The organism is Sphingomonas japonica (genome assembly GCF_006346325.1).
Classification (GTDB): Bacteria; Pseudomonadota; Alphaproteobacteria; order Sphingomonadales; family Sphingomonadaceae; genus Sphingomonas; species Sphingomonas japonica.
This window is the reverse complement of the sequence record NZ_VDYR01000001.1, coordinates 1,709,537-1,736,273: the sequence shown is the minus strand read 5'-3', so window position 1 is coordinate 1,736,273 and position 26,737 is coordinate 1,709,537. Positions and strand designations below refer to the sequence as shown.

19 protein-coding genes, 1 tRNA gene and 1 pseudogene are annotated in these 26,737 nt (G+C 63.2%); 13 read left to right on the top strand and 8 right to left on the bottom strand.

What is annotated here, in order from left to right; genetic code table 11:
- Positions 1-138 precede the first annotated feature (138 nt).
- The 3 genes and pseudogenes from FHY50_RS08610 to FHY50_RS08600 form a co-directional block, all read left to right on the top strand.
- Entirely contained in the window at positions 139-1,728 is a 1,590-nt protein-coding gene (locus FHY50_RS08610) for a DNA methyltransferase (RefSeq protein ID WP_140048057.1), read from the top strand.
- A 62-nt stretch (positions 1,729-1,790) separates the two neighbouring features.
- Entirely contained in the window at positions 1,791-2,777 is a 987-nt protein-coding gene (locus tag FHY50_RS08605; protein WP_140048056.1) for a phospholipase D-like domain-containing protein, read from the top strand.
- A gap of 182 nt (positions 2,778-2,959) precedes the next feature.
- A pseudogene (locus tag FHY50_RS08600) lies at positions 2,960-3,282 on the top strand (integrase core domain-containing protein); the annotation flags it as partial.
- 52 nt (positions 3,283-3,334) lie between these two features.
- On the opposite strand, the gene FHY50_RS08595 reads toward FHY50_RS08600, so the two are convergent.
- From FHY50_RS08595 to FHY50_RS08575, 5 genes are all read right to left on the bottom strand, one after another.
- Positions 3,335-3,991, bottom strand: coding sequence for a phosphoribosyltransferase (locus tag FHY50_RS08595; protein ID WP_140048055.1), 657 nt, complete (start codon positions 3,989-3,991; stop codon positions 3,335-3,337).
- Positions 3,991-4,617 carry a DNA-processing protein DprA gene (locus tag FHY50_RS08590; RefSeq protein WP_140048054.1) on the bottom strand — a complete coding sequence of 209 codons (627 nt, stop codon included), beginning with the start codon at positions 4,615-4,617 and terminating at the stop codon, positions 3,991-3,993. The genes FHY50_RS08595 and FHY50_RS08590 overlap by 1 nt, the downstream gene beginning before the upstream one ends.
- Before the next feature lie 415 nt (positions 4,618-5,032).
- Positions 5,033-5,109: transfer RNA gene (locus tag FHY50_RS08585), tRNA-Pro, on the bottom strand.
- A gap of 107 nt (positions 5,110-5,216) precedes the next feature.
- Complete coding sequence (locus FHY50_RS08580; RefSeq protein ID WP_140048053.1) at positions 5,217-6,752, bottom strand: methyl-accepting chemotaxis protein; 1,536 nt, start codon at positions 6,750-6,752, stop codon at positions 5,217-5,219.
- Positions 6,749-7,057 (bottom strand): hypothetical protein, encoded by a 309-nt coding sequence (locus FHY50_RS08575; protein WP_140048052.1) that lies wholly within the window; start codon positions 7,055-7,057, stop codon positions 6,749-6,751. Before FHY50_RS08575 ends, FHY50_RS08580 begins: the two co-directional genes overlap by 4 nt.
- Positions 7,058-7,184: 127 nt before the next feature.
- Here FHY50_RS08575 and lepA point away from each other — a divergent pair, with 127 nt between their 5' ends.
- From lepA to FHY50_RS08530, 9 genes are all read left to right on the top strand, one after another.
- On the top strand, positions 7,185-8,981 hold the full coding sequence (gene lepA, locus FHY50_RS08570; RefSeq protein ID WP_140048051.1) for a translation elongation factor 4: 1,797 nt from the start codon (positions 7,185-7,187) through the stop codon (positions 8,979-8,981).
- A gap of 73 nt (positions 8,982-9,054) precedes the next feature.
- A complete protein-coding gene (locus FHY50_RS08565; protein ID WP_140048050.1) occupies positions 9,055-9,768 on the top strand; it encodes a response regulator in 714 nt (237 codons plus the stop codon).
- Entirely contained in the window at positions 9,765-11,120 is a 1,356-nt protein-coding gene (locus FHY50_RS08560) for an ATP-binding protein (RefSeq protein ID WP_140048049.1), read from the top strand. Before FHY50_RS08565 ends, FHY50_RS08560 begins: the two co-directional genes overlap by 4 nt.
- 72 nt (positions 11,121-11,192) lie before the next feature.
- Positions 11,193-11,882: a carbonic anhydrase gene (locus FHY50_RS08555; protein ID WP_140048048.1), complete on the top strand. Its 690-nt coding sequence runs from the start codon at positions 11,193-11,195 to the stop codon at positions 11,880-11,882.
- 67 nt (positions 11,883-11,949) lie between these two features.
- Positions 11,950-13,449, top strand: a complete 1,500-nt coding sequence (locus FHY50_RS08550; RefSeq protein WP_140231106.1) for a SulP family inorganic anion transporter — start codon at positions 11,950-11,952, stop codon at positions 13,447-13,449.
- A gap of 139 nt (positions 13,450-13,588) precedes the next feature.
- A complete protein-coding gene (locus FHY50_RS08545) occupies positions 13,589-13,969 on the top strand; it encodes a phasin family protein (RefSeq protein WP_243846603.1) in 381 nt (126 codons plus the stop codon).
- A gap of 55 nt (positions 13,970-14,024) precedes the next feature.
- Positions 14,025-14,783 (top strand): molybdate ABC transporter substrate-binding protein, encoded by a 759-nt coding sequence (gene modA / locus FHY50_RS08540; RefSeq protein ID WP_140048047.1) that lies wholly within the window; start codon positions 14,025-14,027, stop codon positions 14,781-14,783.
- Entirely contained in the window at positions 14,780-15,484 is a 705-nt protein-coding gene (gene modB, locus FHY50_RS08535; RefSeq protein WP_140048046.1) for a molybdate ABC transporter permease subunit, read from the top strand. The genes modA and modB overlap by 4 nt, the downstream gene beginning before the upstream one ends.
- Positions 15,474-16,091 carry an ATP-binding cassette domain-containing protein gene (locus FHY50_RS08530; protein WP_140048045.1) on the top strand — a complete coding sequence of 206 codons (618 nt, stop codon included), beginning with the start codon at positions 15,474-15,476 and terminating at the stop codon, positions 16,089-16,091. Before modB ends, FHY50_RS08530 begins: the two co-directional genes overlap by 11 nt.
- On the opposite strand, the gene FHY50_RS08525 is transcribed toward FHY50_RS08530, so the two are convergent.
- From FHY50_RS08525 to rpoB, 3 genes are all read right to left on the bottom strand, one after another.
- Positions 16,086-17,387, bottom strand: a complete 1,302-nt coding sequence (locus FHY50_RS08525) for a c-type cytochrome (protein ID WP_140048044.1) — start codon at positions 17,385-17,387, stop codon at positions 16,086-16,088. The two genes, FHY50_RS08530 and FHY50_RS08525, sit on opposite strands and share 6 nt — an antisense overlap.
- A gap of 109 nt (positions 17,388-17,496) precedes the next feature.
- Positions 17,497-21,765 carry a DNA-directed RNA polymerase subunit beta' gene (gene rpoC, locus FHY50_RS08520; protein ID WP_140048043.1) on the bottom strand — a complete coding sequence of 1,423 codons (4,269 nt, stop codon included), beginning with the start codon at positions 21,763-21,765 and terminating at the stop codon, positions 17,497-17,499.
- A gap of 157 nt (positions 21,766-21,922) precedes the next feature.
- Positions 21,923-26,101: a DNA-directed RNA polymerase subunit beta gene (gene rpoB / locus FHY50_RS08515; protein ID WP_140048042.1), complete on the bottom strand. Its 4,179-nt coding sequence runs from the start codon at positions 26,099-26,101 to the stop codon at positions 21,923-21,925.
- A gap of 288 nt (positions 26,102-26,389) precedes the next feature.
- On the opposite strand from rpoB, the gene FHY50_RS08510 reads away from it, so the two are divergent.
- Positions 26,390-26,734 (top strand): arsenate reductase, encoded by a 345-nt coding sequence (locus tag FHY50_RS08510; RefSeq protein ID WP_140048041.1) that lies wholly within the window; start codon positions 26,390-26,392, stop codon positions 26,732-26,734.
- The last annotated feature ends 3 nt before the right edge of the window (positions 26,735-26,737 follow it).

The window sequence follows — 26,737 nt, the reverse complement described above, 5'->3', positions numbered from 1 at the left end:
GTCAAGCTCATTTACGATACAGTCTTACTGCATGTATCGGAATCGACCGGTTTCGTGACGCAAAGCTAGCGAGGGCGATCCGCGCAATGGCGAACCTCGGGGTAGACCTGCTGACCCAGCGCGGGCATTCTCACGCGTATGACCAACCAGCTTTTTTATGGCGACAATCTAGACGTGCTGCGCGAGCATGTCAGTGACGAGAGTGTCGACCTTGTCTACCTTGATCCGCCCTTCAATTCGAACGCTAGCTATAATATCCTTTTTAGCTCGCCATCAGGGGTATCGTCGGACGCTCAAATCGAGGCGTTCGGCGACACGTGGCATTGGAACAATCATGCCGAGGAGGCTTTCGATCAGGTCGCCCGCAGCGGCCGAACCAGCACGTTTGACCTCCTGAACGCAATGCGCGCGTTTCTCGGCGAAAACGATATGATGGCTTATTTGTCAATGATGGCAGTCCGCCTAATAGAATTGCACAGAGTTTTGAAGAAGACCGGCACCCTATATTTACACTGTGACCCTACGGCCAGTCATTATCTTAAGCTTCTACTTGATGCCGTATTTGGTCCAGACCGATATGGTAATGAAATATCCTGGAAGCGTTCGAATCCAAAGAGTCTTTCAAGTCGCAACTTCGCTAACTGTCGTGATACCATTTTTCGGTATACTAAAACTAATGAGTCTGTTTTTAATCCAATATTTGGGGAGCACAATCCCGAATACGTGAAATCTGCGTATAAATATCGAGACGACTCTGGGCGGCCTTACCGCTTGTTGCCCCTCTTAAATCCCAACGATAACAGGCCTAATTTAACTTACGAGTTTCTTGGTGTAACCCGAGTTTGGCGCTGGACTAAGGAGCGAATGCAGCAATCATACGAAGACGGACTGGTCGTGCAGCTAAAACCGGGAGCAGTTCCGCAGTACAAAAAGTATCTCGATGATTCTGCCGGACGCACAATATCTAACGACTGGGACGACATACCACCTATTTCTGGCAATGAGGCCTTGGGCTACCCCACTCAGAAGCCGGTCTCACTGTTAGAAAGAATCATCTCCGCTTCATCTAACGAAGGTGATTTGGTTCTCGATCCATTTTGCGGCTGCGGGACGGCAGTGCACGCCGCACAGAAACTCGGTCGAAAATGGATTGGGATCGATATTACCCACCTAGCAATCGCTCTAATAGAAAAGCGCATTGGAGACGCCTTTCCTTTGGCGAAGTTCACTGTTGAAGGCACCCCTAAAGATTTGGCAGGCGCGCGCGATCTGGCGGCGCGCGACAAGTATCAGTTTCAGTGGTGGGCAGTATCAATGGTTGGGGCAATGCCATTCGGTGGTAAAAAGAAAGGGGCCGATGGCGGTATCGACGGGATCATATATTTCAAACCTGACGGGAAGCGCACGGAGAAAGCGCTGATTTCAGTCAAGGGTGGCGCAAACGTCGGAGTTCAAATGATTCGCGATTTGCACTCGACAATGGAAAGAGAAAGAGCGCCAATGGGCGTGTTCATTACGCTTGCAAGTCCCACTAGTGTAATGGAGCGGGAGGCTGCAGCTGTAGGTCGTTTCCAATCGGAGTTAACGGGCAAATCATATCCTCGGCTTCAAATTATACAGATCAAAGATTTGTTTGAAGGTAAGCGTCCCGATATCCCTTACGTGGACATGTCCACGTTCAAGAAGGCAACGCGAGAGACTGTATCATCTCAGGATAGGCTACTGTGAAGACCGATCTATATACCACGGGAGGTAGTACCGGCGACCTTCGATCGATAATAAACCGGTCTTTGAAATTGACCGAAAGCAGGTATATATCGGCGGCGTTTGCATATTCCTCGATCTATGGTGTATACCATTTGCATGATGTAGTACAACAGCGAAACATCCTTGGCGTAAGCCTAATAAGTGATATCAGAGATTGCATTACCCATCCACAAGCTTTGCAATTTGGCTTAGACAAAGGCTGGTCGGTAAGAGTAGTCAATCGTCCGCAAGGGACGTTTCATCCAAAAATCTTGATCGGTAGCCTAGGACAACAAAACGGGATACCGATTGATGCTCGCGCGATCATTGTTGGTTCAGGCAACCTATCCAAAGGCGGCCTTTTATCCAATGTCGAATGCGGTCTCACGTTGCGAAAGCAGACGGAATTTGCTGCCGCCCCAAAGATCTTTTCGCGCCTTTGGGGCTTTGGTACCGATCTTACTGCCAATATGCTGGCCGATTACGCGGTCCGGTTTCGCGATCGCAATGCAAATCGTTCGTCGATAGACTTGGTAGCGCTGGGCGTCTCGGACGAATCCAAATTAGTAAACGTTGGCGTCATGCGTCAATCTCCTGCAGCACAGCCGAGTATGAAATCTTCAGTCGCAAAAGCGGCTTGGGCAGGATTGCAGTCTTTTACCGGAGATTACACGTTTCAACTTGAATTTCCACGCGATGCTGGTGATGTTTTGCGTCGAATTGTGACTGCAACCGGTCAAACGCCTAAGGTGACGGTAAAGTGTGACGATGGAATCGATAGGCCCATGAAATATGCATATTACCCTCACAACGGCATGTTTCGGCTCAACATACCTAACGACGTCCCAGGCATTCCGGCAGCGCGAATAAACCGCAATGGAATTGCACTGATTGAAGGAACTGGCGATGCAAACTCGCCAATGCACATACGTGTATCGGCCGATCAGAATTTTGTCAGAGAAACTGCGGGCAAATCCTTTTTACTGGGGACATGGGGGAAAACGCCAACCCGGCTTTATGGTTGGTATTGACCGAAAAACTACGACCTATTGTAGCCGGGTGACCTGCTCCCTAGAAATCATACCATTGGTACGATAGCTCGCCAGATGAAGACGAGCGATCCGGTGAAGCGATTACCGAAGATCGGATCATAGGCGTGCTGCGTCAGCATGGGGCAGGCGTGAAGATGGCCGATCTGTGCCGGAAGTACGGGATCAGCGACAACGGAACCGAGTTGACCAGCCACGCGGTGCTCGCGTGGCGCCAAGACACCGGGGTCCATTGGCATTCCATCGCGCGGGGGAGGCCGCAGCAGAGCGGCTTCGTGGAAAGCTTTAATGGTCGCTTACGCGACGAGTGCTGAACGAACACCTGTTCCCATCGCTGACTGCTGCGAGACGGATCATCGAGGCATGGCGGACGGACTACAAAACCATGCGTCCGCAAAGCAGCTTTGGCGGGTTGGCACCCGCCCAGCTTACGAACCGCCCCCACCAGGGGCATACGGACCCCGAAGCTAAGTTATCAGCGGCCTAAAAACGAGGAACACGCCACAATCGATGTTCAATTGACATATAGACACGATTATTCAGTCAAAAAGTTCGTTTGTTGGGATATGTTCAGTCGTAACGTTGAACATATGACCGGGCTGTTCCCACACCGTCCGACCGATAACGAATGCGTCATTCACTTGAATGCCGTGTTGCGCTAGGAAGCGAGCCGCAGCCTTCAAATGGCCGCCAGTTGTGCAAACGTCGTCCAGAAGCACAATGCTTCCGGGAAGCTGACAATCAGAAAGTCGAAGGTGCTTTTGGATTACATGAGCGTTCCGGGTGCCGCCGCCGCCCGCGCTTTTCGGCAAAGGTTCGTTGAAATAGAGGATTGGCGTAGAAACAAAGGCCGCGTTCTTAGCCTGAATGGCTTCTGCTATCCGACGGCCGGTAAACGTGGCGTTCGGATCGATATGCGATGATGATGGGATAGGCACCACCGCCGCATTCTGATAGCCAGCCTGATTAATCTTATCGGCTAACGCGCCCGCTACAGCGACAAGTGCTCTATTGCGACCATGTGCCGTGTTATCAATACGAATGCTGGAGCTTCCGGCAGTAATTTGCGCATAGCCTTTAAAGTCTTCATGCTTAATTGCTTTGACGAGATTGCGGGCGGCAAAGTCTACACTGCGCCACTTATCGGTCCAGGTGTCGCTTTTGCTGCGGTAGTAGCAGAGACCATGAAGGTGCATTACAAACCTCTATATACCCGATCTACAAACTCGCCAGTATCTTCAAGTATTATGCACTTTTCATAGCTTCGAAACTTAGAAGGCCATTCCAAGCGGGGGTTTTCGGCAACACTTTTGGATATGCCTAGCCATCGACCAAGTCTCACACACTCAGACGCTTGGTGCAAAGTACCGGAAGTCTCAGAAGCTTCGATAATTACACTGGCGTCAGTCAAGGCAGCCATTGTTCGATTTCGCGCGGGAAAGCTGGACGGGAATGTCCGTTCACCAATGGCAAATTGCGATACTAGCAGGTGATTGCGGTAGATTTCTTCTTGCAGGGGCGCGTTCTGCGCCGGGTACGCTTTGTCAATCGGTGTTCCAATTACTGCGATGACTTGGCCACCGTTTTGAATCGCTGATTGTAGCGCCATGGCGTCCACCCCTGCAGCCAAGCCGGACACGACAACAATTTCCTGTTCCACCAATTCGCGTGCAAATTTGCTAGCGCGCTTTCGACCGATTTCACTCACGTCGCGCGTGCCTATGACCGCGATGGCGCGGCGGTCAGCAAGGGCCAGATTGCCAGAATACCATATGGGCAAGGGCGTCGCGTCTGCACCCTTGCCACGATCCAGGAAGCTCATTTGCTTCGGTTCTAGCCGCCCCCGATCGGAGCGTCCTAGGATCGAGCGTAGATCAGTCTGCGCAACCTCGTGGGGCGCGTGATAGCGGGGGCCGCGTGTTCTAGCCGGTGTCTCCCTACCCATTACGCAAGCGCCCATGACTCCTCCGACCTGACGATTCGGGTCGGACGATCCTAGAGAGTGTGTCCCAATCATCAACTATCATCACTGCCTTGTTGCCAGTCGGTAAACTGGGACAAGAACGAACGGTCGCAAGGTTTGGTTCGGTAGTGCTGGTGCACCCGTTCCCAGGTTCGCACGACGCTGCAAGGTTACGCCAGCCCCGATAAGCGTCTGTTCAAATGCTACGTCGCTATGCTACGCTGTTCATCTCATTCACGATCTCAAACCCCGCGAATGCGCCATTTTTTGGAAATGGTCGGGAAGAGAGGATTCGAACCTCCGGCCCCTGCCTCCCGAAGGCAGTGCTCTACCAGGCTGAGCTACTCCCCGACGGAGTGCGGCGACGGCGCCAGCGGCGCGTACCGAATGCTTGGAAGCGCGCCTATACCGGGCCGCTCGGTGCGGTGCAAGTCGGTGCGGTTGACGCGCGGCCTGAGTTACGCGGCGCGAAGGTCGACCAGCAGGGTCTCGACCCTGTCGGCCAGCTGTGCGGCATGGTGATCGAGCGCCAGCGCCAGAGACAGCGCGTTGTCGGCGACGGTGCGGTTGGTGTCGGCGGCATCGCCGATCGTCGCGCTCAGCCGGTCGGTGCTGATGATTTCCAGCCGGACCGAATCGGCGCTGTCGGCGATCAGCCGGGTCGTGGCGCCCTGTTGCTGCACCGCCGCGGCGATGCCCGACGTGGCATGATGGATGGTATCGACGCTTGCCGTCGCGGTGGCGATCGCATCGACGAATGCCGTCGCTGCGCCGTCGATCGCTTCGAGCTTATAGGCGATTTCCGTCGCGGCGCTGCTTGTCTGGCGCGCCATCGCCTTCATCTCGTTGGCGACGACGGCGAACCCTCGTCCCGATTCGCCGCTGCGCGCGGCTTCGATCGTCGCGTTGATCGCGAGTAGGTTGCTCTGTTCGGAAATCGCCACGACCAGATCGAGGATGGCGCGTGCGGCGCCGGTTTCCTGCGTCAGCGCGGCAAGGCGCGGGCCGAGCGTGGCAATCGCGGTGGAAGTATCGTCGGCAACCCGGTGGACTTCGCCGGCGCTGGTGCCGACCGCGCCGATCGTGTCGGCAAGCTCCTCGGAACGGTCGGCGACCATCCCCACCGAAAGGAGCGCCGTCTGCGCCACCTGGCGCAGGTCGCGTGCTTCGTGAACCAGCGTATCGGCGACTCCGGACAATTCGGCGCCGCGTCCCGACAAGGTCATCGCCGCACTGCGCAGGTCGCGCGCGATCGCGCCGAGGGCGGCATCGATCGAGTCGGCGGTGGCGAGGCGGCGCTGGCGGGCTTCGCTTTCGGCGGTGCGCCGCGTCGCCGCGATCGCGCCGCGGGCGGCGTCGGCGGCGCGCTGCGCGGCCTCGCGCTCCGCCAGCGCGGCTACCGCCGCATCGCGCGCGGCTTCGGCATCGGTCTGCGCAGCCAGGGTCTCCTGCTGCCTTTCCATCAGGGCGACGGTCAATCGCCCGATTTCGCCGACCGTGGCGATCAGCACGGCGCATTCGGCGATCACCAGCAGCCCGTGCAGCAGCACGCGGCCAAGGCTGCCCGATCCGGGAAACACCCATTCGGGCAGGATGTAGAGCAGGCCGAGATGATGGACGACGATGATCGCGGCTGCCGCCACGATCGGGCGCCAATCGCATAGGAGGACCAGCATCGCCAGCGTCACGAAGAACGCCATGTGCATGTCCATCTGCCACGGATGGCCGCGCAGCATCAGCACCGCCAGCATCGGCGCGACGGTGCTCGCCATGCCCAGCGCGATGCGGGCAGCTTGCGTGGTCTTGCCGCGATGGACCCACCAGGTCGGCAGCGCGAGCGCGGCACTTGCGGCGATCAGGGTTACCAGCAGTCCGGCCGAGCCCGCCACTAGCCCCAGGATCGCCAGCGCGGGCACCGTGCCCCACAGCAATCCAACCAGAATTTTGGTGCCATTCGCGCGCAGCGCTGCGACGCTCCGGTCGAAATCGTTCATGCCCAGAACCCGCATCCAGCCTGCGGAGCGCGGATCACGACCGCGCCATGCGCCGCAGCAAGCGGACGCGCGACCGACGCGGCGCCGTAGACGATGTAGGAAGCAGAAATCGGGCCGCGCGCGACCAGCGCCAGCCCTTCACCCGTCGCCCATTTCGCCATTGCGGCGCCCGGTTCACCGCGCAGCGACACCAGCAGCAGCGTGCCGTGTTGGGGCGGGATGGCGGCGATTGCGACCGGCGTTACGCAAATTGCGCAGCCGAACGCGATCAGGCCGGACAGGGATCGATACGAAAGCGACGTCATGCCCGGACTTTTGCGACAAAACTGGTTGCGATCGCATTAACTCCGTTGCGGAGCTTTCCTCGCGGATCGCACGCCGCGGCGCGTTCCAGTAGCGCGGACCCGCGCCGCCTGCTAACGCGCGCGGCATATGGCAACCGAACTTTCCAAGATCCGCAACTTCTCGATCATCGCGCATATCGACCACGGCAAATCGACGCTGGCCGACCGGCTGATCCAGCGCACCGGCGGCCTCGCCGAGCGCGAGATGTCGGCGCAGGTGCTCGACAATATGGAGATCGAGAAGGAACGCGGCATCACCATCAAGGCGCAGACGGTGCGCCTGGATTGGAAAGGCCATGTCCTCAATCTGATGGACACGCCGGGCCATGTCGACTTTGCCTATGAGGTGTCGCGATCGCTGGCCGCGTGCGAAGGCGCATTGCTGGTGGTCGATGCCGCGCAAGGGGTCGAGGCGCAGACGCTGGCCAACGTCTACCAGTCGATCGAGCATGATCACGAGATCGTGCCGGTCATCAACAAGATCGACCTGCCCGCCGCCGAACCCGAGAAGGTCCGCGCCGAGATCGAGGACGTCATCGGCATCGACGCTAGCCAGGCCGTGCTCGCTAGCGCCAAATCCGGGATCGGCATCGACGAGATCCTCGACGCGATCGTCGAGCGGATTCCGGCGCCCACCGGCGATGCCGACGCGCCGCTGAAGGCGATGCTGGTCGACAGCTGGTACGACCCGTATCTCGGCGTCGTGATCCTGGTGCGCGTCATGGCGGGCACGCTGAAAAAGGGCCAGCAGATCAAGTTCATGCAGGCCGGGACGACGCATCTGATCGACCGGGTGGGGTGCTTCCGGCCCAAGATCGAGCAGCTGAACGACCTTGGCGTCGGCGAGATCGGCTTCATCACCGCGCAGATCAAGGACGTGGCGCAAGCGCGGGTGGGGGACACGCTGACCGACGCCAAGCGCCCCGCGGCCGAAGCGCTGCCGGGGTTCAAGGAGGTTCAGCCGGTGGTGTTTTGCGGGCTGTTCCCGGTCGATGCCAACGACTTCGAAAAGCTGCGCGAGTCGATCAGTAAGCTGCGCCTCAACGACGCCTCGTTCAGCTTCGAGATGGAGACGTCGGCGGCATTGGGCTTCGGCTATCGCTGCGGATTCCTGGGGCTGCTGCACCTGGAGATCATCCAGGAACGGCTGACGCGCGAATATGATCTCGACCTCATCACCACCGCGCCGTCGGTGGTGTACCAGATCGAGCTGACGCATGGCGGCGGGCATATCGACCTGCACAACCCCGCCGACATGCCCGAGCCGAACAAGATCGAGACGATCAGCGAACCGTGGATCAATGCGACGATCTATGTTCCCGACGAATATCTGGGGAGCATCCTCAAGCTGTGCCAGGACCGTCGCGGCATTCAGAAGAACCTGACCTATGTCGGCGGACGTGCGCAGGCGACGTATGAGCTGCCGCTCAACGAGGTCGTGTTCGATTTCTACGACCGGCTGAAGTCGCTTTCGAAGGGCTATGCCAGCTTCGACTATCACCAGATCGGCTATCGCGAGGGCGATCTGGTCAAGATGGGCATCCTGGTCAACGAGGAGCCGGTCGATGCCTTGAGCATGATCGTCCACCGCTCCACCGCCGAAGTGCGCGGCCGCGGCATGGTCGAGCGGCTCAAGGAACTGATCCCACGCCATCTGTTCAAAATCCCGATCCAGGCGGCGATCGGCGGCAAGGTGATCGCGCGCGAGACGATCAGCGCGATGCGCAAGGACGTGACCGCGAAATGCTATGGCGGCGACGCCACGCGCAAGCGCAAGCTGCTCGACAAGCAGAAGAAGGGCAAGGCCAAGATGCGCGAATACGGGTCGGTCAGCATCCCGCAGGAAGCCTTCATCGCCGCGCTGCGGATGGGGGATGAGGGGTAAGCGGAAGTTGCATGTGCGGCAGTTGCCCGCTCTGGACGAAACTCGCCGCAACCCGTAACCGCTTGGCGAACGCATGCATACGCCCGGCAAGATCCTGATCGTCGAGGACGACGCCCCGCTCAGGCTGCTGATCGCGCGGGCGCTCAGCGATTACGGTTATACGCCGGTCGGGGTGGGGACCGCGGCCGAGATGCGGCCATTGCTCGACGATGGCGGGTTCCAGCTGATCGTACTCGACATCATGCTGCCCGGCACCAACGGGCTCGACATCACCCGCTGGATCCGGACCCGCACCGATGTGCCGATCATCATCATCTCCGCGCGCGGGCAGGAAAGCGACCGCATCGTCGGGCTGGAGATCGGCGCGGACGACTATCTGTCGAAGCCGTTCGGCCCGGCCGAGCTGATCGCACGCATCCGCGCGGTGCTGCGCCGTGCGAGCGGCACCGTCACCCCGGGATCCGCGCCCAAGGAAATCCGTTTCGACGGCTGGTGCCTCGATACTGCGCGGCGCGAGCTGTTCGCACCCGACGGGACGCAGGTCATCCTGTCGGGCGCGGAATATGATCTGCTGATGACGCTGGTCGATACCGCGCAGCGCGTGGTCAGCCGCGACTATCTGCTCGAACAGTCGCGCGAGCGGCTGGCGGGGGTTTCGGACCGCAGCATCGACGTCCTGATAAGCCGCCTGCGCTCGAAGCTCGGCGGCTATGACGGCGGCAAGGAGCTGATCAAGACGGTGCGGGGTGCGGGCTATATGTTCATGTCGGCCGTCGAGAGGCGATGAAACGCGTCCATCTGTGGCCGTCGGGGTTGACCGGGCGCGTCACGCTGGTGCTGCTCGCAGCGATCCTGATCGAATTCCTCGGCACCGTGATCGTGTTCGGCGAATCCGAACGGCTGCTGCTGCGCAACGAGCAGTCGCAGCGTATTGCCGAGCAACTCGTTGTCGCCGAGCGGGTGATCCGCAGCGTACCGGCCGGCGAACGTCCTGCTACCGCCGGCAACCTGTCGACGCGCCACGTCACCTTCGGCTGGGGGGGCGAACCGCCGCAGGTCGAACAGGCCAATGCGAAGGCCAGCGGGGTGGCGAGCGAGATCTTCCTGTGGGAACCCGAACTGATCAAACGCGAGCTGATCATCGGCACGACGCGGCAGCATGCCGGGGACGAGGGCGACACGCATCTCGCCGGCGCGCTGCGGCTCGACGATTCCAGCTGGCTCAGCTTCCGTTCGAACGAGCCGCTGACGCCGTGGGCGACCGCGCTCGAGACGCTGATGTCGGTGACGGTGTTCGCGCTGGTCGTGCTGGTGCTTGCGGCTGCGCTGGTGCGTACGCTCGGCGCGCCCCTGCGCGCGCTGGCCGACGCGGCGGGAGAGATCGGCTTTGGCCACAAGGTCGAGGTTCGGGCCAGTGGCCCGCGCGAGCTGCGCACGCTCGCCGACGCGCTCAACGCGATGCAGGCGCGCATCCGCCAGCTGCTCGACAGCCGTACCCAGGCGCTGACCGCGGTCAGCCACGATCTGCGCACGCCGCTCGCCCGATTGAGGCTGCGCCTCGCCGCCCCGCCGGAGCAGGCCGATGTCGGCGCGATGCGCAGCGATGTCGAGGAGATGGAAGCGATGCTCGATTCGCTGCTCGACTTCATGCGCGGCGGCGAGGCCGAGGCGCCCAAGCGGACCGATATCGCCAGCCTGTTGCAGGCGATTGCCGACGATGCCGCCGATCTTGGCGGCGACATCGTTTATGTCGGGCCAGGCCACATGCCCGGAATGATCCGCGCGCTGACGCTGCGCCGTGCTGTCACCAATCTCGTCGACAATGCCCGGCGGCATGCCGGCGGCGCCCAGATCGATCTCGCGCGGCACGGCGACACGATTGTCATCACGGTCCGCGACGAGGGGCCGGGCATGCCGGCCGAGAGCCTGTCCCATGCCGCGGAAGCGTTTTTCCGCGGCGACGACGCCCGCCAGCGCGACACCAAGGGGTTGGGGCTGGGGCTTGCGATCGCCGACCAGGCGGCACGTATGCATGGCGGGATGTTGCTGCTTTCCAACCGCAAGCCCCACGGCCTGAACGCGGAAATCCGCTTTCCCGCGACGATCGATCCGACAGCGGCGAGCGGACACACTTTGTAACGCCCCCGCTGCATTGCAGCAACCTGACGCCGCCATATGCCTCTCTGTGAAAATTCAACAGGAGATGCGCAGATGATGGAAATCCTTGGCGGAGTAGCCCGGTTCCAGGGTGACGTGTTTCCCCAGCAGCAGGCGCTGTTCGAGCTGCTCGCGCGTGATGGCCAAAGCCCCAAGACGCTGATGATCAGCTGCGCCGATTCGCGCGTGGTCCCCGAACTCATCACCCAGGCGAACCCCGGCGAGCTGTTCGTATGCCGCAACGCCGGCAACATCGTCCCACCGTTCAGCCAGAAGAATGGCGGCGTTTCGTCAGCGGTCGAATATGCCGTGATGGCACTGGGCGTCAGCGACATCGTGGTCTGCGGTCATTCGGACTGCGGCGCGATGAAGGCGTTCTTCAATCCCGACGCGCTCGATACCATGCCGAACGTCAAGGCCTGGCTGGCGCATGCCGAGCCGGCATGGGAAGTCGTCAAGACCTGCTATCACGAGCTCGACACCAACGGTCAGGTCCGTGCGCTCAGCCTCGAGAACGTCTCGATGCAGCTGACACATCTCCAGAACCATCCGTCGGTCGCCGCCGGACTCGCGGCGGGGAAGCTCAGCCTGCACGGCTGGTTCTTCGAGATTGAGACCGGCCGCATCCTCGCCCTCGATGGCGAGAGCAACACGTTCAAGCCGATCGAGACCGACAAGCCGATCCCGGTGGCTATGCCAGCGCGCAAGCGCCGCGTCGCCGAACCGATGCGCGAGGTGGCGTGACATGAGCACGATCGAAACCGATCTGGCGGCACCGCCAACCGATCCGCCGACCACCGCACGGCATCGCATGTCCTTGCCGTCGGTCAAGGACGTCGCGGCTTCGTTCGTGGTGTTCCTCGTCGCGCTGCCGCTGTGCCTTGGCATCGCGATCGCATCGGGTGCGCCGCCCGAACTGGGCCTGATCACTGGCATCGTCGGCGGCATCGTCGTCGGCTTCCTCGCCGGATCGCCGCTGCAGGTCAGCGGTCCCGCCGCCGGGCTGGCCGTGATCGTGTACGACCTCATCACCAAGCATGGCCTCGAAACGCTTGGTCCAGTGCTGATGCTGGCCGGCGTCCTTCAGCTGGGCGCGGGTCTGCTGCGCTGGGGCGGCTGGTTCCGCGGCGTTTCGCCCGCGGTCGTCCACGGCATGCTGGCGGGCATCGGCGCGCTGATCGTGCTGCAGCAATTCCACGTGCTGGTCGACGACTCGCCGCTCGGCACCGGGCTTCAGAACATGGCCGCGATCCCCGGACAGTTCCTAGGTCTGACCAGCGACGGCGCGGCGCTTCAGGCCGCCATCGTCGGTGTCGTCACGATCCTCGGCATGGTCGGCTGGGAGAAGTTCAAGCCGGCGTCGCTGCGGCTGGTGCCCGGGGCGCTGGTGGGCGTCATTCTCGGCATCCTCACCGCTACTGCCGGCGGGCTGGGCGTCAAGCGGATCGATCTGCCTTCGAACATCTTCGCGGGCGTCTCGTTGCCCGGGATGGACACGTTCGGCACGATCGCCGACCCCACGATCATCGGCCTGGCCATCGCCATCGCCTTCATCGCCAGTGCGGAAACCCTGCTGTCGGCGGCAGCGGTCGATCGTATGCAGGACAAGGTCCAGACCCAGTATAACCGCGAGCTCGGCGCGCAGGGCGTCGGCAACTTCATCTGCGGCGTACTCGGTGCGCTGCCGATGACCGGGGTGATCGTGCGCTCTTCGGCCAATGTCCAGGCGGGCGCCGACACGCGTGCATCGACCATCATGCACGGCATGTGGCTGCTGGCGTTCGTCGCACTGCTGCCGGCGGTGCTGGCGCTGGTCCCGACTGCCGCGCTGGCCGGCGTTCTGGTGGTGACCGGCTGGAAGCTCATCAAGTTCAAGGATGTCCGGCACCTGTTCAACAACTACGGCATTCTTCCGGCGCTAATCTGGGCGGCCACTTTCGTTCTGGTCGTGACGGTCGACCTGCTGACCGGCGTGATCGTCGGGCTGGCGCTGTCGATGATCGAGCTGATCCCGCATTTCCGCCGCATGCGCCTCAAGATCGAGGAGCAGGGGCATGGCGAGGCGGATCATGCCGTCACGTTGCAGGGCAAGGCGACCGTGCTTCAGGTCAATCGTGTCACGCAGTTGCTCGACCGGCTGCCGGCGCGCGGCCGTCTCAAGCTCGACGTGTCGAAGCTGGAGTTCGTCGATCATACCGTCAGCGAGCTGATCACCGAGGCGTTGCAGCGCAAGAAGCGCTCGGGCCTCGACGTTCGCCTCGAAGGCGACGGGCCCAACCGGCATGCCAAGCTGGCCGCCGCCGTCGCCTGACGCAACATTCCGGGTTCCTCCCCCCGGAATGCCGCCCGGCTCCGCGTTCCTGCCGCGGAGCCGGGCTTTTTACTGGGAACCGATGTCGCGGTTGCGCGTCGGCGACACGCGCGGAATTCCGATTGGCAAGGAGAGCGACATGGCAGGAAAGAACGACGCGACCGACGCGATGAAGGACGCCACCGGCAAGGCGAGCGCTGCCGCCAGCGAGGGCATGGCCCGCGCCAGCGAGCAGATGCGAGACGCGGGCGAGCGGATGCAGGCGGCGACCGGGGCGATGACCGACACCGGATCGAAGCTGGGCATGAAGGTGCTCGAACAGGCCGAGATGAACACCAGCGAAGCGTTCAAGGCGATGCGCGCCGCTGCGCAGGCAAACGACCTGGCCGAAGTGATGCGTGTGCAGAGCGAATATCTTCGCGATCAGGGCAGCCGCTCGGTCACCCAGGCGCGCGAGATCGGCGAGATGATCGCCGAATTCGGCCGGATGACGATCGGCCAGATGACCGGACGGCGCTGACGCTTCTGCGCTTGCGCAGGCTTTGGAACGCCGGTCCGATCGGCTAGGACGGCGCATGCTCAGATTCCTGCTTGTGCTGTTGCTGCCGATCACGCTGGGCGCCGCCGCTCCGCAACAGCGGCGCGCGCCCGTCGTGCTCGCCGCTGCCAGCCTGCAGGAATCGTTGAGCGCTGCTGCAGACCGCTGGGCGGCCGCCGGCCATCGGCGCCCGACGCTCTCTTTTGCCGCCTCGTCGGCGCTCGCGCGCCAGATTGCAGCGGGCGCACCGGCCGATCTGTTCCTGTCGGCGGATGAACCGTGGATGGATGCGCTCGAACGACGCGGTCTGCTCTCGGCCGGCACGCGGCGACCGCTGCTGGCAAATCGCCTGGTGCTGATCGCTCCGCTCGCGTCGCAGCTCGAGACAAGCCCGCGGTGGCGCGATCTTCCTGCATTGCTCGGGCGGGGGCGGTTGGCGATGGCCGACCCGGCCGGCGTCCCGGCCGGCCGCTATGGCAAGGCCGCGCTGCAGCGGCTCGGGCTTTGGCACGCGATCACGCCGCGGATCGTCGCGGCGGAGAATGTCCGCGCGGCGCTGGCGCTGGTCGAGCGCGGCGCGGCGCCGTTCGGGATCGTCTATGCGACCGATGCCAGAGCATCCGACAGGGTGCAGATCGTCGGGATCTTCCCCGCGGCAAGCCACCCGGCGATCGTCTATCCGATCGCCCGGCTCGAGCGATCACGCAGCGCCGATGCCGAGGCCTTTCGCCGTTTCCTGCTGAGCGATCGCGGACTGGCCATTTTCCGCCGATACGGGTTCACCACGCCGCGATGACGCTGTCGGCGGAGGAGTGGCAGATCGTCCTGTTGTCGCTGCGCGTCGGCGGTGTGGCGATGGCGGCGACGCTGCCGGTCGCCTTTGCGCTGGCGTGGCTGCTCGCGCGCGGGCGGTTTGTGGGAAAGGTCGTCCTCGACGCGCTCGTTCATCTGCCGCTGGTGCTGCCTCCGGTCGTGACCGGCTGGCTGCTGCTGCTCGCCTTCGCGCCTGCCGGACCGCTCGGGCGTTGGCTGGAGGCGTGGTTCGGCGCCACCGTGCTGTTCCGTTGGACCGGCGCGGCGATCGCGTCCGGGGTGATGGCGCTGCCGCTGATGGTCCGCGCGATGCGCCTGTCGATCGAGGCGGTCGATCGCCGGATGGAGGAAGCGGCGCGGACGCTGGGGGCGGGCAGGGCGCGGGTATTCGCGACGATCACCCTGCCGCTCAGCCTGCCCGGCATCCTTGCGGGATGCGTGCTCGGCTTCGCGCGCGCGTTGGGCGAGTTCGGCGCGACGATCACCTTCGTCTCGAACGTACCCGGGGAAACGCGCACCTTGCCGATCGCGATCTACTCCGCCCTCCAGCTGCCGGATGGGGAGGCGACCGTCGTGCGTCTCGCGAGCATTTCGGTCGTGCTCGCAGTCGCTGCGCTGATCGCGTCTGAATGGATCGCGCGGCGGGCAGGGCGCGGTACCGGTCTGGTCGTCCATGCACATTGACATATCGGTCACGCGCCGCCTCGGCGACGTGCGCATCGCATGCGATCTGGTCGCGGCCGACGGCCTGACGGCGCTGGTCGGTCCGTCGGGCGTCGGCAAGACCAGCGTGCTCAACATGATCGCCGGTCTCTTGCGTCCCGATCACGGCCGCATCCGGGTCGGCGACGCGCTGTTGTTCGATACCGATGCCGCGATCGACCTTCCCCCGGCCGCGCGGCGCTGCGGCTATGTGTTCCAGGACGCCCGGCTGTTCCCGCATCTGCGCGTCGCCGACAATCTCGACTATGGCGCGCGCCGGCGCCGCGGGACCGGCCTCATCGAGCGCGCCGACGCGATCGCGCTGCTCGGCCTGGGGCACCTGCTCGCCCGCTGGCCGCGTACCCTGTCCGGCGGCGAGGCGCGCCGCGTCGCGATCGGCCGCGCGCTGCTTTCCGATCCGGCATTCCTGCTGCTCGACGAGCCTCTGTCGTCGCTGGACCGTGCCCGGCGCGAGGAGATTATGCAGGTGCTCGAGCGGCTGCGCGACGCGGTTCGGCTGCCGATGCTGATGGTCAGCCACGACATCGCCGAGGCCGAACGGCTGGGAAGCCGGATCGTCGAGCTATAGCGACGGTCGCCGCACCGGCGATTCGCGCTGCGGCTGAAACGGCGCCGCGCGGTCGGGCGGCGCGGACGGCGACCGCGCCGCGTAATAGAGCGCGACGGCATTGATCTCGGCATCGCTCATCCCGGCGACCGCGGCGGGCATCGGATTGCCGGGCATATCCCCGCCGCGCACTCCGGACCGGTACAGGCGCAGCTGATCGCGCAGGTACCGGGGATATTGACCGTCGAGCCCTGGATAGGCCTTGGCGGCGGCGCGCGTCACGTCATGACAGCTGGCACAGGCAGCGACCCGGCGGTCGGGGATGCCGCGGATGGCGATACGCTCGCCCGTCACCAGCACGGCCGGGGTCGCGCGGATCACCAGCGACTGGCGCTTTGGCTTGGCCGCATAATAGGCGGCCAGCGAATCGATCTGCTGGGGTGTCAGCTGGACCGCAACATTCTGCATGATCCCGCTCTGGCGCGTGCCGATCCGATAATGCTCCAGCTGTTCGGCAATCTGCTCGCGGCTGAGCAGCGCGATGTTGGGAATGCCGCCGCTGGCGCGCGCGCGGCCGTCTGAGCCGTGGCACGCGACACAGCTGCGTGCGACGTCCTCCATATTGGCGGTATGGCCGAAGCCCAGTGCCGGGACCGCGAAATTGACTTCGAGCTCGGCGGTCTGCGTTCCGCCGATGACATAGGGCTGCGACCGGAACGGGCCGGGCGGCAGCGCGGGCGGACGGCCCGTGGCAGCAAGTGCGGGCCCCTGCGTCACTGCGCGGTATTGCGCGTAATCCATCTTGGACATGGCGCGCAGGAACGACACCATCGCCCAGATCTCGTCGTCGCGGTCGCCCGCGGGCCAGGCGGGCATGGCGCTGTACTTCACGCCGCCTTTCAGGATCACGAACAGCTCGGACGGGGTGAACTGGTCGAGCGACGTCATCAGATATTGCGGCTGCGGCCGCATCGACAGCGCGATCGGGTTCTGCCCCAGTTCCGGCGCACCATGGCAATTGGCGCAAACGCGATCATAATGCGTCGCTGCCTTTTCGATCAACGCTTTGCTGTTGAGTTCGGGGGGTGGGGTGACACTCGCCGCGCGATAGGCGGTCGACCGCTCGAAAGTGAAATGAAGCAGCTTGGCCCAGCCCAGCGGATGTGGCGTCGCCGCGGCCAGATTGGGCAGGCCGATCACCACCGCCGCGAAGACCAGCGCGGCCGCGATGGCGCCTGCAACCCCGATCGCCCCCAGCCACTGCGCCGGCTTGGCGGGAAACAGCATGCGGCGAAGGCTGAAGCGCGGATCGGACAAGGTTAATTCTCCGTGATGCGGCGGGCTTGCCCCTGCGTCCTAAACACAAAAAAACGCCGCCCGGTTGCCCGGGCGGCGCATTTTTATACGGAAGCGACCGAGAATTGCCTCAGTCGTTCAGATACTCGCCGGCATCCGCATCGGTGCCGGTGCCGCTCGGCACCACCGATGCCAGCGGGTCGTCACCGGTGCCCGCCGCATCGCGCGCGGTGCGCTTGAGTTCGGCGTCATGCTCCTCGGCCGCGCTGTTTGGCGCGATCAGCGCTTCCTGCAGCTTCTTCTGCTGGACGCGTAGTGCCGCGTCGCGCGACGATGCCGCCACGCGCAGGCGGTTCATGCCCGCACCGGTACCCGCCGGGATCAGGCGACCGACGATGACATTCTCCTTGAGCCCGTTCAGCGAGTCAATCTTGCCCTGCACCGACGCTTCGGTCAGCACGCGGGTCGTCTCCTGGAACGATGCCGCCGAGATGAAGCTGCGGGTCTGCAGGCTGGCCTTGGTGATGCCCAGCAGGATCGGCTTGCCCGACGCCCGCGCCTGGTTCTTCTCCAGCTTGGCGTTGATCGCGTCCATTTCCTCGCGATCGACCTGTTCGCCGGCCAGCAGCGTGGTGTCGCCGCCGTCGGTGATCTCGACCTTTTGCAGCATCTGGCGAACGATCACCTCGATGTGCTTGTCGTTGATCTTCACGCCCTGGAGGCGATAGACCTCCTGGATCTCCGCGACCATATATTCCGAAAGCGGCTCGATCCCGAGCACTTCGAGAATATCGTGCGGATCGGGCGCGCCACCGATCAAATTGTCGCCGCGCTTGACGTAATCGCCTTCCTGGACGTCGATCACCTTCGACTTCGGCACCAGATACTCAACGACTTCGCCGCCATCCTCGGGCTGGATGCCGATCTTGCGCTTCGCCTTGTAGTCCTTGCCGAACACGACCCGGCCGGAAACCTTGGCGATGATCGCATTCTCCTTGGGCTTGCGCGCTTCGAACAGCTCGGCAACGCGCGGCAGACCGCCGGTGATGTCGCGCGTCTTGGCAGCTTCGCGGCTGACACGGGCAAGCACGTCGCCCGCCTTGACCTCGGCGCCGTCCTCGACCGAGAGCGTCGCTCCCGGAGAGAGCATGTAGCGTCCGGCCTCGGCATCGCTTTCGCCGGTCAGCGTCAGGCGTGGGCGGAGATCCTCCTTCGCCTTGCCGCGATACTCGGTGACGACGCGCTGGGTGATGCCCGTCGCTTCGTCAGCCGCCTCGGTCAGCGTCTTGCCGTCGATCAGGTCGACATACTTCACCACACCCGGATTCTCGGTGATGACCGGCATGGTGAACGGGTCCCATTCGGCCATGCGGTCGCCCGCCGACACGATGTGCCCGTCGTCGAACATCACGTACGACCCGTACGGAATGCGATGCACCGCCTTTTCGCGGCCATCCATGTCGAGGATCGCCAGCTCCGCCGAGCGCGACAGCACGACGCGGCGGCCGCGCTGGTCCATGATCATGCGGACGTCGCGGAACTCGACCTTGCCGTCGGTGGTGGCTTCGAGGTTCGACTGCTCGTTGAGCTGTGCCGCACCGCCGATGTGGAAGGTCCGCATCGTCAGCTGCGTGCCCGGCTCGCCGATCGACTGCGCCGCGATCACGCCGACCGCTTCGCCGATGTTGACCGGGGTACCGCGCGCGAGATCACGGCCATAGCATTTGCCGCACACGCCGACCTTCGATTCGCACACCAGTGGCGAGCGGATCTTCATGCCCTGCAGCCCGATCGCCTCGATCTGCGTGATGTGCGCCTCGTCGAGCAACGTGCCCGCCGGGATCATAACGTCGTTGGTCTTGGCATCGACCACATCCTCGGCCGTGGTGCGGCCCAGGATGCGCTCGCCAAGCGATGCGATCGTCGAGCCCCCTTGCACGATCGCCTTCATCTCCAGCGCGCGCTCGGTCCCGCAATCCTCCTCGATGATGACGCAGTCCTGCGACACGTCGACGAGGCGGCGGGTGAGGTAGCCCGAGTTCGCGGTCTTGAGCGCGGTGTCGGCAAGGCCCTTGCGCGCGCCATGGGTCGAGTTGAAATATTCAAGGACGGTCAGGCCTTCCTTGAAGTTCGAGATGATCGGCGTCTCGATGATCTCGCCCGACGGCTTGGCCATCAGGCCACGCATACCCGCAAGCTGCTTGATCTGCGCCTGCGAACCACGCGCACCCGAATGCGCCATCATGTAGATCGAGTTGATGTCCTGCTCGCGACCGTTGGGCAGCTTCTTGACCGCCTTGATCTCGTCCATCATCGCCGATGCCACCTGGTCGCCGCAGCGGCTCCAGGCGTCGATCACCTTGTTGTACTTCTCCTGCTGCGTGATCAGGCCGTCCTGATATTGCTGCTCGTAATCCTTCACCAGCGTGCGGGTCTCGTCGACCAGCCCGACCTTGGCGTCGGGAATGATCATGTCGTCCTTGCCGAAGCTGATGCCGGCGCGGAATGCGTGGCGGAAGCCCAGCGACATGATCGCGTCGGCGAACAGCACGGTCTCCTTCTGGCCGGTGTGGCGATAGACCTCGTCGATGACGTCGCCGACATCCTTCTTAGTCAGCAGGCGGTTGACGGTGTCGAACGGCACCTTGTGGCTCTGCGGCAGGCATTCGCCCAGCAGCATGCGGCCCGGCGTGGTCTCGAAACGCTTCATGTACACGTCGCCATTCTCGTCGGTCTGCGCGATGCGGCTGACGATCTTGGAATGCAGCGTGACGGCTCCGGCGTTCAGCGCCTGATGCACCTCGGTCATGTCGCCGAGCAGCATGCCTTCGCCCGGCTCGCCCTGCTTCTCCATCGACAGGTAATACAGCCCCAGCACCATGTCCTGCGACGGAACGATGATCGGCTTGCCGTTGGCGGGCGACAGGATGTTGTTGGTCGACATCATCAGGACGCGCGCTTCCAGCTGCGCCTCGAGGCTCAGCGGAACGTGCACGGCCATCTGGTCGCCATCGAAGTCGGCGTTGAACGCCGAGCAGACCAGCGGATGCAGCTGGATCGCCTTGCCCTCGATCAGCACCGGCTCGAACGCCTGAATGCCCAGGCGGTGAAGCGTCGGCGCGCGGTTGAGCATCACCGGGTGCTCGCGGATCACCTCGTCGAGGATGTCCCAGACTTCCTTGCGTTCCTTTTCGACCCACTTCTTGGCCTGCTTCAGGGTCATCGACAGACCCTTGGCGTCGAGCCGCGCGTAGATGAACGGCTTGAACAACTCGAGCGCCATCTTCTTGGGCAGGCCGCACTGGTGCAGCTTGAGCTCGGGACCCGTGACGATGACCGAACGCCCCGAATAATCGACGCGCTTGCCGAGCAGGTTCTGGCGGAAACGGCCCTGCTTGCCCTTGAGCATGTCGGACAGCGACTTGAGCGGACGCTTGTTAGCGCCCGTGATCGTCCGCCCGCGGCGGCCGTTGTCGAACAGCGCGTCGACGGCTTCCTGCAGCATGCGCTTTTCGTTGCGGACGATGATGTCCGGCGCGCGCAGCTCCATAAGCCGCTTTAGGCGATTGTTGCGGTTGATGACGCGGCGATACAGGTCGTTGAGGTCCGACGTCGCGAAGCGGCCGCCGTCCAGCGGCACCAGCGGGCGCAGTTCGGGCGGGATGACCGGAACGACGTCGAGGATCATCCACTCCGGGCGGTTGCCCGAATCGATGAAGCTCTCGACGACCTTGAGCCGCTTGATGATCTTCTTGGGCTTCAGTTCCGACTTGGTGACCGCCAGCTCTTCGAGCAGGTCCTTGCGTTCACCCTCGAGGTCGAGCTCCATCAGCATGAACTTGACCGCCTCAGCGCCGATCCCGGCCGAGAACGCGTCCTCGCCATACTCGTCCTGCGCTTCGAGCAGCTCGTCCTCGGTCATCAGCTGGAACTTCTCCAGCGGCGTCAGGCCAGGCTCAGTGACGATATAGCTCTCGAAATACAGCACGCGCTCGAGCTGCTTGAGCTGCATGTCGAGCAGCAGGCCGATGCGGCTCGGCAGCGACTTGAGGAACCAGATGTGCGCGACCGGCGCGGCGAGCTCGATATGCCCCATCCGCTCGCGGCGGACCTTGGACACGGTGACCTCGACGCCGCACTTCTCGCAGACGATTCCCTTGTATTTCATGCGCTTGTACTTGCCGCACAGGCACTCGTAATCCTTGATCGGACCGAAGATGCGCGCGCAGAACAGGCCGTCACGCTCGGGCTTGAACGTGCGATAGTTGATCGTCTCGGGCTTCTTGATCTCGCCGAACGACCAAGAACGGATGCGGTCCGGGGACGCGATGCCGATCTGGATCTGGTCGAAGGTCTCCGGCTTGGCCACCGGGTTCGCGAAATTGGTCAGTTCGTTCATGTCAGTTCCTCACTGGGAGGGGAAACCTAATCCGTTCGTCCTGAGCAGGGACTGAGCAAAGCGAAGGCCCGTATCGATGGGTCATTCGCCACTCGGTCCTTCGATACGCCGCGTCGACTTCGCTCAGCGGCCACTCAGGACGAACGGTTCTATCGGATCACTCCGCCGGGATCACCGCAACGCCGTCCTCGTCGAGCTCGTGGCTCTTCAATTCGACGTTCAGGCCCAGCGAGCGCATCTCCTTGACGAGCACGTTGAAGCTCTCGGGAATGCCGGCCTCGAACGTGTCGTCGCCCTTGACGATCGCCTCATAGACCTTGGTGCGGCCGACCACGTCGTCGGACTTCACCGTCAGCATCTCCTGCAGCGTATAGGCAGCGCCGTACGCCTGCAGCGCCCAGACTTCCATCTCGCCGAAACGCTGGCCGCCGAACTGCGCCTTGCCGCCCAGCGGCTGCTGCGTGACCAGCGAGTACGGCCCGATCGAGCGCGCGTGGATCTTGTCGTCCACGAGGTGATGCAGCTTGAGCATGTAGATATACCCGACCGTCACCTTGCGATCGAACGAATCGCCCGTCCGCCCGTCGAACAGCGTCACCTGACCCGACGTGTCGAGCCCGGCCAGCTCCAGCATCGCCGACACATCGGCCTCGCGCGCGCCGTCGAACACCGGCGTCGCCATCGGCACGCCGTTCTTCAGGTTCTGCGCCAGCTCGATGATCTGGTCCGAGGACCGCGCGTCGATCTCGCTGTGATACTTCTCGCCATAGATGGTCTTGAGCCGTTCCTTGACCGCGTCGGGCATCGCGCCCGGCTGCGGGTTCGGGTTGGCCTCCCGCCATTCCTCGAGCGCCTGCGTCACCTGCCGACCCAGGCCGCGCGCCGCCCAGCCGAGATGCGTCTCGAAGATTTGCCCGACGTTCATCCGCGAAGGCACGCCCAGCGGGTTGAGCACCAGATCAACCGGCGTCCCGTCCTCGAGGAACGGCATGTCCTCCTGCGGCAGGATACGCGAGATCACACCCTTGTTGCCGTGACGCCCGGCCATCTTGTCGCCCGGCTGCAGCTTGCGCTTCACCGCGACGAACACCTTGACCATCTTGAGCACGCCCGGCGGCAGCTCGTCGCCGCGTTCCAGCTTGTCGCGGCGATCGTGGAACTTGTCGGTGATCTTCTTCACCGCCTCGTCATACTGCGCCTTCACCGCTTCGAGGTTCGACTGCATCGCGTCGTCAGCGACCGCGAACTTCCACCATTCGTGGCGTTCGGCCTGCGCCAGCAGGTCCTCGTCGATCGTCGATCCCTTCTTGACGCCCTTGGGCGCCGCGGTCGCGACCTGACCGATCAGCATGTCCTTCAAGCGCGACCAGGTCGCACGGTTGAGGATGCCGCGCTCGTCATCGCTGTCCTTCTTGAGCCGCTCGATCTCCTCGCGCTCGATCGCCATCGCGCGCTCGTCCTTGTCGATGCCGTGGCGGTTGAACACCCGGACCTCGACGACCGTGCCGGCAACGCCCGGCGGCAGCCGCAGCGACGTATCGCGCACGTCCGAAGCCTTCTCGCCAAAGATAGCGCGGAGCAGCTTCTCCTCCGGCGTCATCGGCGATTCGCCCTTCGGCGTGATCTTGCCGGCGAGGATATCGCCCGGCTCGACCTCGGCACCGATGTACACGATGCCCGCCTCGTCGAGGTTGCGCAGAGCCTCCTCGCCGACGTTCGGGATATCGCGGGTGATGTCCTCCGGTCCGAGCTTGGTATCGCGCGCCATGACTTCGAATTCCTCGATATGGATCGAGGTGAAGACGTCGTCCTTGACGATGCGCTCGCTGATGAGGATCGAATCCTCGTAGTTGTACCCGTTCCACGGCATGAACGCGACCAGCGCGTTGCGGCCGAGCGCCAGTTCGCCGAACTCGGTCGACGGACCGTCGGCCAGCACGTCGCCGGCGTTGATGACGTCGCCTACCTTCACCAGCGGGCGCTGGTTGATGCAGGTGTTCTGGTTCGACCGCTGGAACTTCATCAGCGTGTAGATGTCGACGCCGCTCTCGGTCGCCTCGACCTCGCCGGTCGCGCGGATCACGATACGTGCCGCGTCGACCTGATCGACGATGCCCGCGCGCCGCGCAGAGATCGCCGCACCCGAATCGCGTGCCACCGTCTCTTCCATGCCGGTACCGACGAACGGTGCCTCGGCCTGGACCAGCGGCACCGCCTGGCGCTGCATGTTCGAACCCATCAACGCGCGGTTGGCGTCATCGTTTTCGAGGAACGGAATGAGCGACGCCGCGACCGAAACCAGCTGCTTGGGCGAAACGTCCATCAGCGTCACCGTATCGGGGATCGCCATCAGGAACTCGCCCGCCTGTCGCGCCGACACTAGGTCTTCGGAGAAGCTGTTGTCGCCGTTGAGCGCGGCCGAAGCCTGCGCGACGGTGTGCTTCTGCTCTTCCATCGCCGACAGATAGACGACGTCGTTGGTCACCTTGCCGTCGATGATCTTGCGGTACGGCGTCTCGATGAAGCCGTATTTATTGACCCGGCTGAACGTGGCGAGGCTGTTGATCAGGCCGATGTTCGGGCCTTCCGGCGTCTCGATCGGACAGATGCGGCCATAATGCGTCGGGTGAACGTCGCGGACTTCGAAGCCCGCGCGCTCGCGCGTCAGACCGCCCGGCCCGAGCGCCGACACGCGGCGCTTGTGGGTGACTTCCGACAGCGGATTGGTCTGATCCATGAACTGCGACAGCTGCGACGAGCCGAAGAATTCGCGCACCGCGGCGACCGCGGGCTTGGCGTTGATCAGGTCGTTGGGCATCACCGTCGACACATCGACCGACGACATCCGCTCCTTGACCGCGCGCTCCATGCGCAGCAGCCCGACGCGATACTGGTTCTCGAGCAGTTCGCCGACCGAACGCACGCGGCGGTTGCCGAGATTGTCGATATCGTCGACTTCGCCCTTGCCGTCCTTCAGATCGACCAGCGTCTTGACCACCGCAAGGATGTCATCGGTGCGCAGCGTCGTCACCGTGTCCTCGACATCGAGGTCGAGGCGCATGTTGAGCTTGACGCGGCCCACGGCCGACAGATCGTAGCGGTCGGGATCGAAGAACAGCCCGGCGAACAGCGATTCGGCGGTCTCCAGCGTCGGCGGCTCGCCTGGGCGCATCACGCGATAGATGTCGGACAGCGCCTGGTCGCGCTCCTCGGCCTTGTCGACCTTGAGCGTGTTGCGGATCCACGGCCCGGTCGAGACATGGTCGATGTCGAGCAGTTCGAGCCGGTCGATGCCGGCGGCGTCGAGCTTCTCGAGATTCTCGGCCGACACCTCGTCGCCCGCCTCGATATAGATCTCGCCGGTGGTCTCGTTGACCAGATCATATGCCGAATAGCGACCAAAGATTTCCTCGGTCGGGATGAGCAGCGTCGCCAGCCCGTCCTTGGCCGCCTTGTTGGCGGCACGCGGGCTGATCTTCTGGCCCGCCGGGAACATCACTTCGCCCGACTTGGCATCGACGATGTCGAACATCGGCTTCTGCCCGCGCCAATTTTCGGCGGCGAACGGGATCTGCCAGCCGTTCGGCCCGCGGACATAGGTCACGCGGTTGTAGAAATGGTTGAGGATCTCCTCGCTCGACAGCCCCAGCGCATAGAGCAGCGTCGTCACCGGCAGCTTGCGCTTGCGGTCGATACGGACGTTGACGATATCCTTGGCGTCGAACTCGAAATCGAGCCACGATCCGCGATAGGGGATGACGCGCGCGGCGAACAGATACTTGCCCGACGCATGCGTCTTGCCGCGGTCATGGTCGAACAGCACGCCCGGCGAGCGGTGCATCTGGCTGACGATCACGCGCTCGGTGCCGTTGACGATGAAGGTGCCGTTGCCCGTCATCAGGGGCATGTCGCCCATGTAGACGTCCTGCTCCTTGATATCGAGCACGCTGCGCGCCTCGGTGTCGGCATCGACCTCGAACACGATCAGGCGCAGCGTCACGCGCATCGGCGCGGCATAGGTGATACCGCGCTGGCGGCATTCCTCGGTATCGAACTTGGGCGGCTCGAGCTCGTAATTGACGAAATCGAGCTCGGCGGTGCCGGCGAAGTCGCGGATCGGAAACACCGAGCGCAGCGTCTTTTCGAGGCCTGAGACATAGCCGATCGACGGGTCGGAGCGCAGGAACTGCTCGTACGATTCGCGCTGCACCTCGATCAGGTTCGGCATCTGCACAACTTCGTGATTGTCGCCGAACACCTTGCGAATCCGGCGCTTCAGGGTGCCGTTATCGCTCGCGCGCTTCGGTGCGATCGGTTCGATTGCTTTGGTCGCCATGGGTGCTGTGTGCCTCTCAGCTCAGAAATGTCGCAGCGCTGGGGTGGTCAGACGACAAAAGCCGCGTGCTCCCATGGCGGGAACCGCAGCGTTGCAGGGCGTCTGGCTAAACCTCAATGCGACCTATTCGTGAACGCGCTGCGCGACGGCGCGGTCTTTCCCGATCGTGAGGCGAAGGCGCTATCTAGGAAGCCGGATGCACCGTGTCAATCGGGGGGCGGGAAGGGTGTGGACCGGACCGGCCATCGCGTTCATACTGCCGACGAAACGACCTTGTAGGATGCCCGCGTGATCACCCTTTACGGCATTCCCAATTGCGACACGATGAAGAAGGCGCGCGCCGCGCTCGATGCCCGCGGGATCGCCTATGCCTTTCACGACTACAAGAAATCGGGGATCACCGCGGCCAGGCTTGACGCGTGGGCCGATGCGGTTGGCTGGGAAACGCTGCTGAACAAGAGTGGGCTGACCTTTCGCAGGCTGCCCGATGCCGAAAAGGCGGAGCTCGACCGCGACACCGCGATCGCGCTGATGGTCGCGCAGCCATCGATGATCAAGCGCCCGGTGCTCGACACGGGCGAAGCAATCCGCGTCGGGTTCAAACCCGGCGACTATGACGATCTGCAACGCTGACTA

Excerpts from the sequence above, each read along its gene's own strand:
- FHY50_RS08610 (WP_140048057.1), top strand. The coding sequence starts at position 139 with ATGACCAACCAGCTTTTTTATGGCGACAATCTAGACGTGCTGCGCGAG.
- FHY50_RS08595 (WP_140048055.1), bottom strand. The coding sequence starts at position 3,991 with ATGCACCTTCATGGTCTCTGCTACTACCGCAGCAAAAGCGACACCTGG.
- FHY50_RS08590 (WP_140048054.1), bottom strand. The coding sequence starts at position 4,617 with ATGAGCTTCCTGGATCGTGGCAAGGGTGCAGACGCGACGCCCTTGCCC.
- FHY50_RS08580 (WP_140048053.1), bottom strand. The coding sequence starts at position 6,752 with ATGAACGATTTCGACCGGAGCGTCGCAGCGCTGCGCGCGAATGGCACC.
- FHY50_RS08575 (WP_140048052.1), bottom strand. The coding sequence starts at position 7,057 with ATGACGTCGCTTTCGTATCGATCCCTGTCCGGCCTGATCGCGTTCGGC.
- lepA (WP_140048051.1), top strand. The coding sequence starts at position 7,185 with ATGGCAACCGAACTTTCCAAGATCCGCAACTTCTCGATCATCGCGCAT.
- FHY50_RS08565 (WP_140048050.1), top strand. The coding sequence starts at position 9,055 with ATGCATACGCCCGGCAAGATCCTGATCGTCGAGGACGACGCCCCGCTC.
- FHY50_RS08560 (WP_140048049.1), top strand. The coding sequence starts at position 9,765 with ATGAAACGCGTCCATCTGTGGCCGTCGGGGTTGACCGGGCGCGTCACG.
- FHY50_RS08555 (WP_140048048.1), top strand. The coding sequence starts at position 11,193 with ATGATGGAAATCCTTGGCGGAGTAGCCCGGTTCCAGGGTGACGTGTTT.
- FHY50_RS08550 (WP_140231106.1), top strand. The coding sequence starts at position 11,950 with ATGTCCTTGCCGTCGGTCAAGGACGTCGCGGCTTCGTTCGTGGTGTTC.
- FHY50_RS08545 (WP_243846603.1), top strand. The coding sequence starts at position 13,589 with ATGGCAGGAAAGAACGACGCGACCGACGCGATGAAGGACGCCACCGGC.
- modA (WP_140048047.1), top strand. The coding sequence starts at position 14,025 with ATGCTCAGATTCCTGCTTGTGCTGTTGCTGCCGATCACGCTGGGCGCC.
- modB (WP_140048046.1), top strand. The coding sequence starts at position 14,780 with ATGACGCTGTCGGCGGAGGAGTGGCAGATCGTCCTGTTGTCGCTGCGC.
- FHY50_RS08530 (WP_140048045.1), top strand. The coding sequence starts at position 15,474 with ATGCACATTGACATATCGGTCACGCGCCGCCTCGGCGACGTGCGCATC.
- rpoC (WP_140048043.1), bottom strand. The coding sequence starts at position 21,765 with ATGAACGAACTGACCAATTTCGCGAACCCGGTGGCCAAGCCGGAGACC.
- rpoB (WP_140048042.1), bottom strand. The coding sequence starts at position 26,101 with ATGGCGACCAAAGCAATCGAACCGATCGCACCGAAGCGCGCGAGCGAT.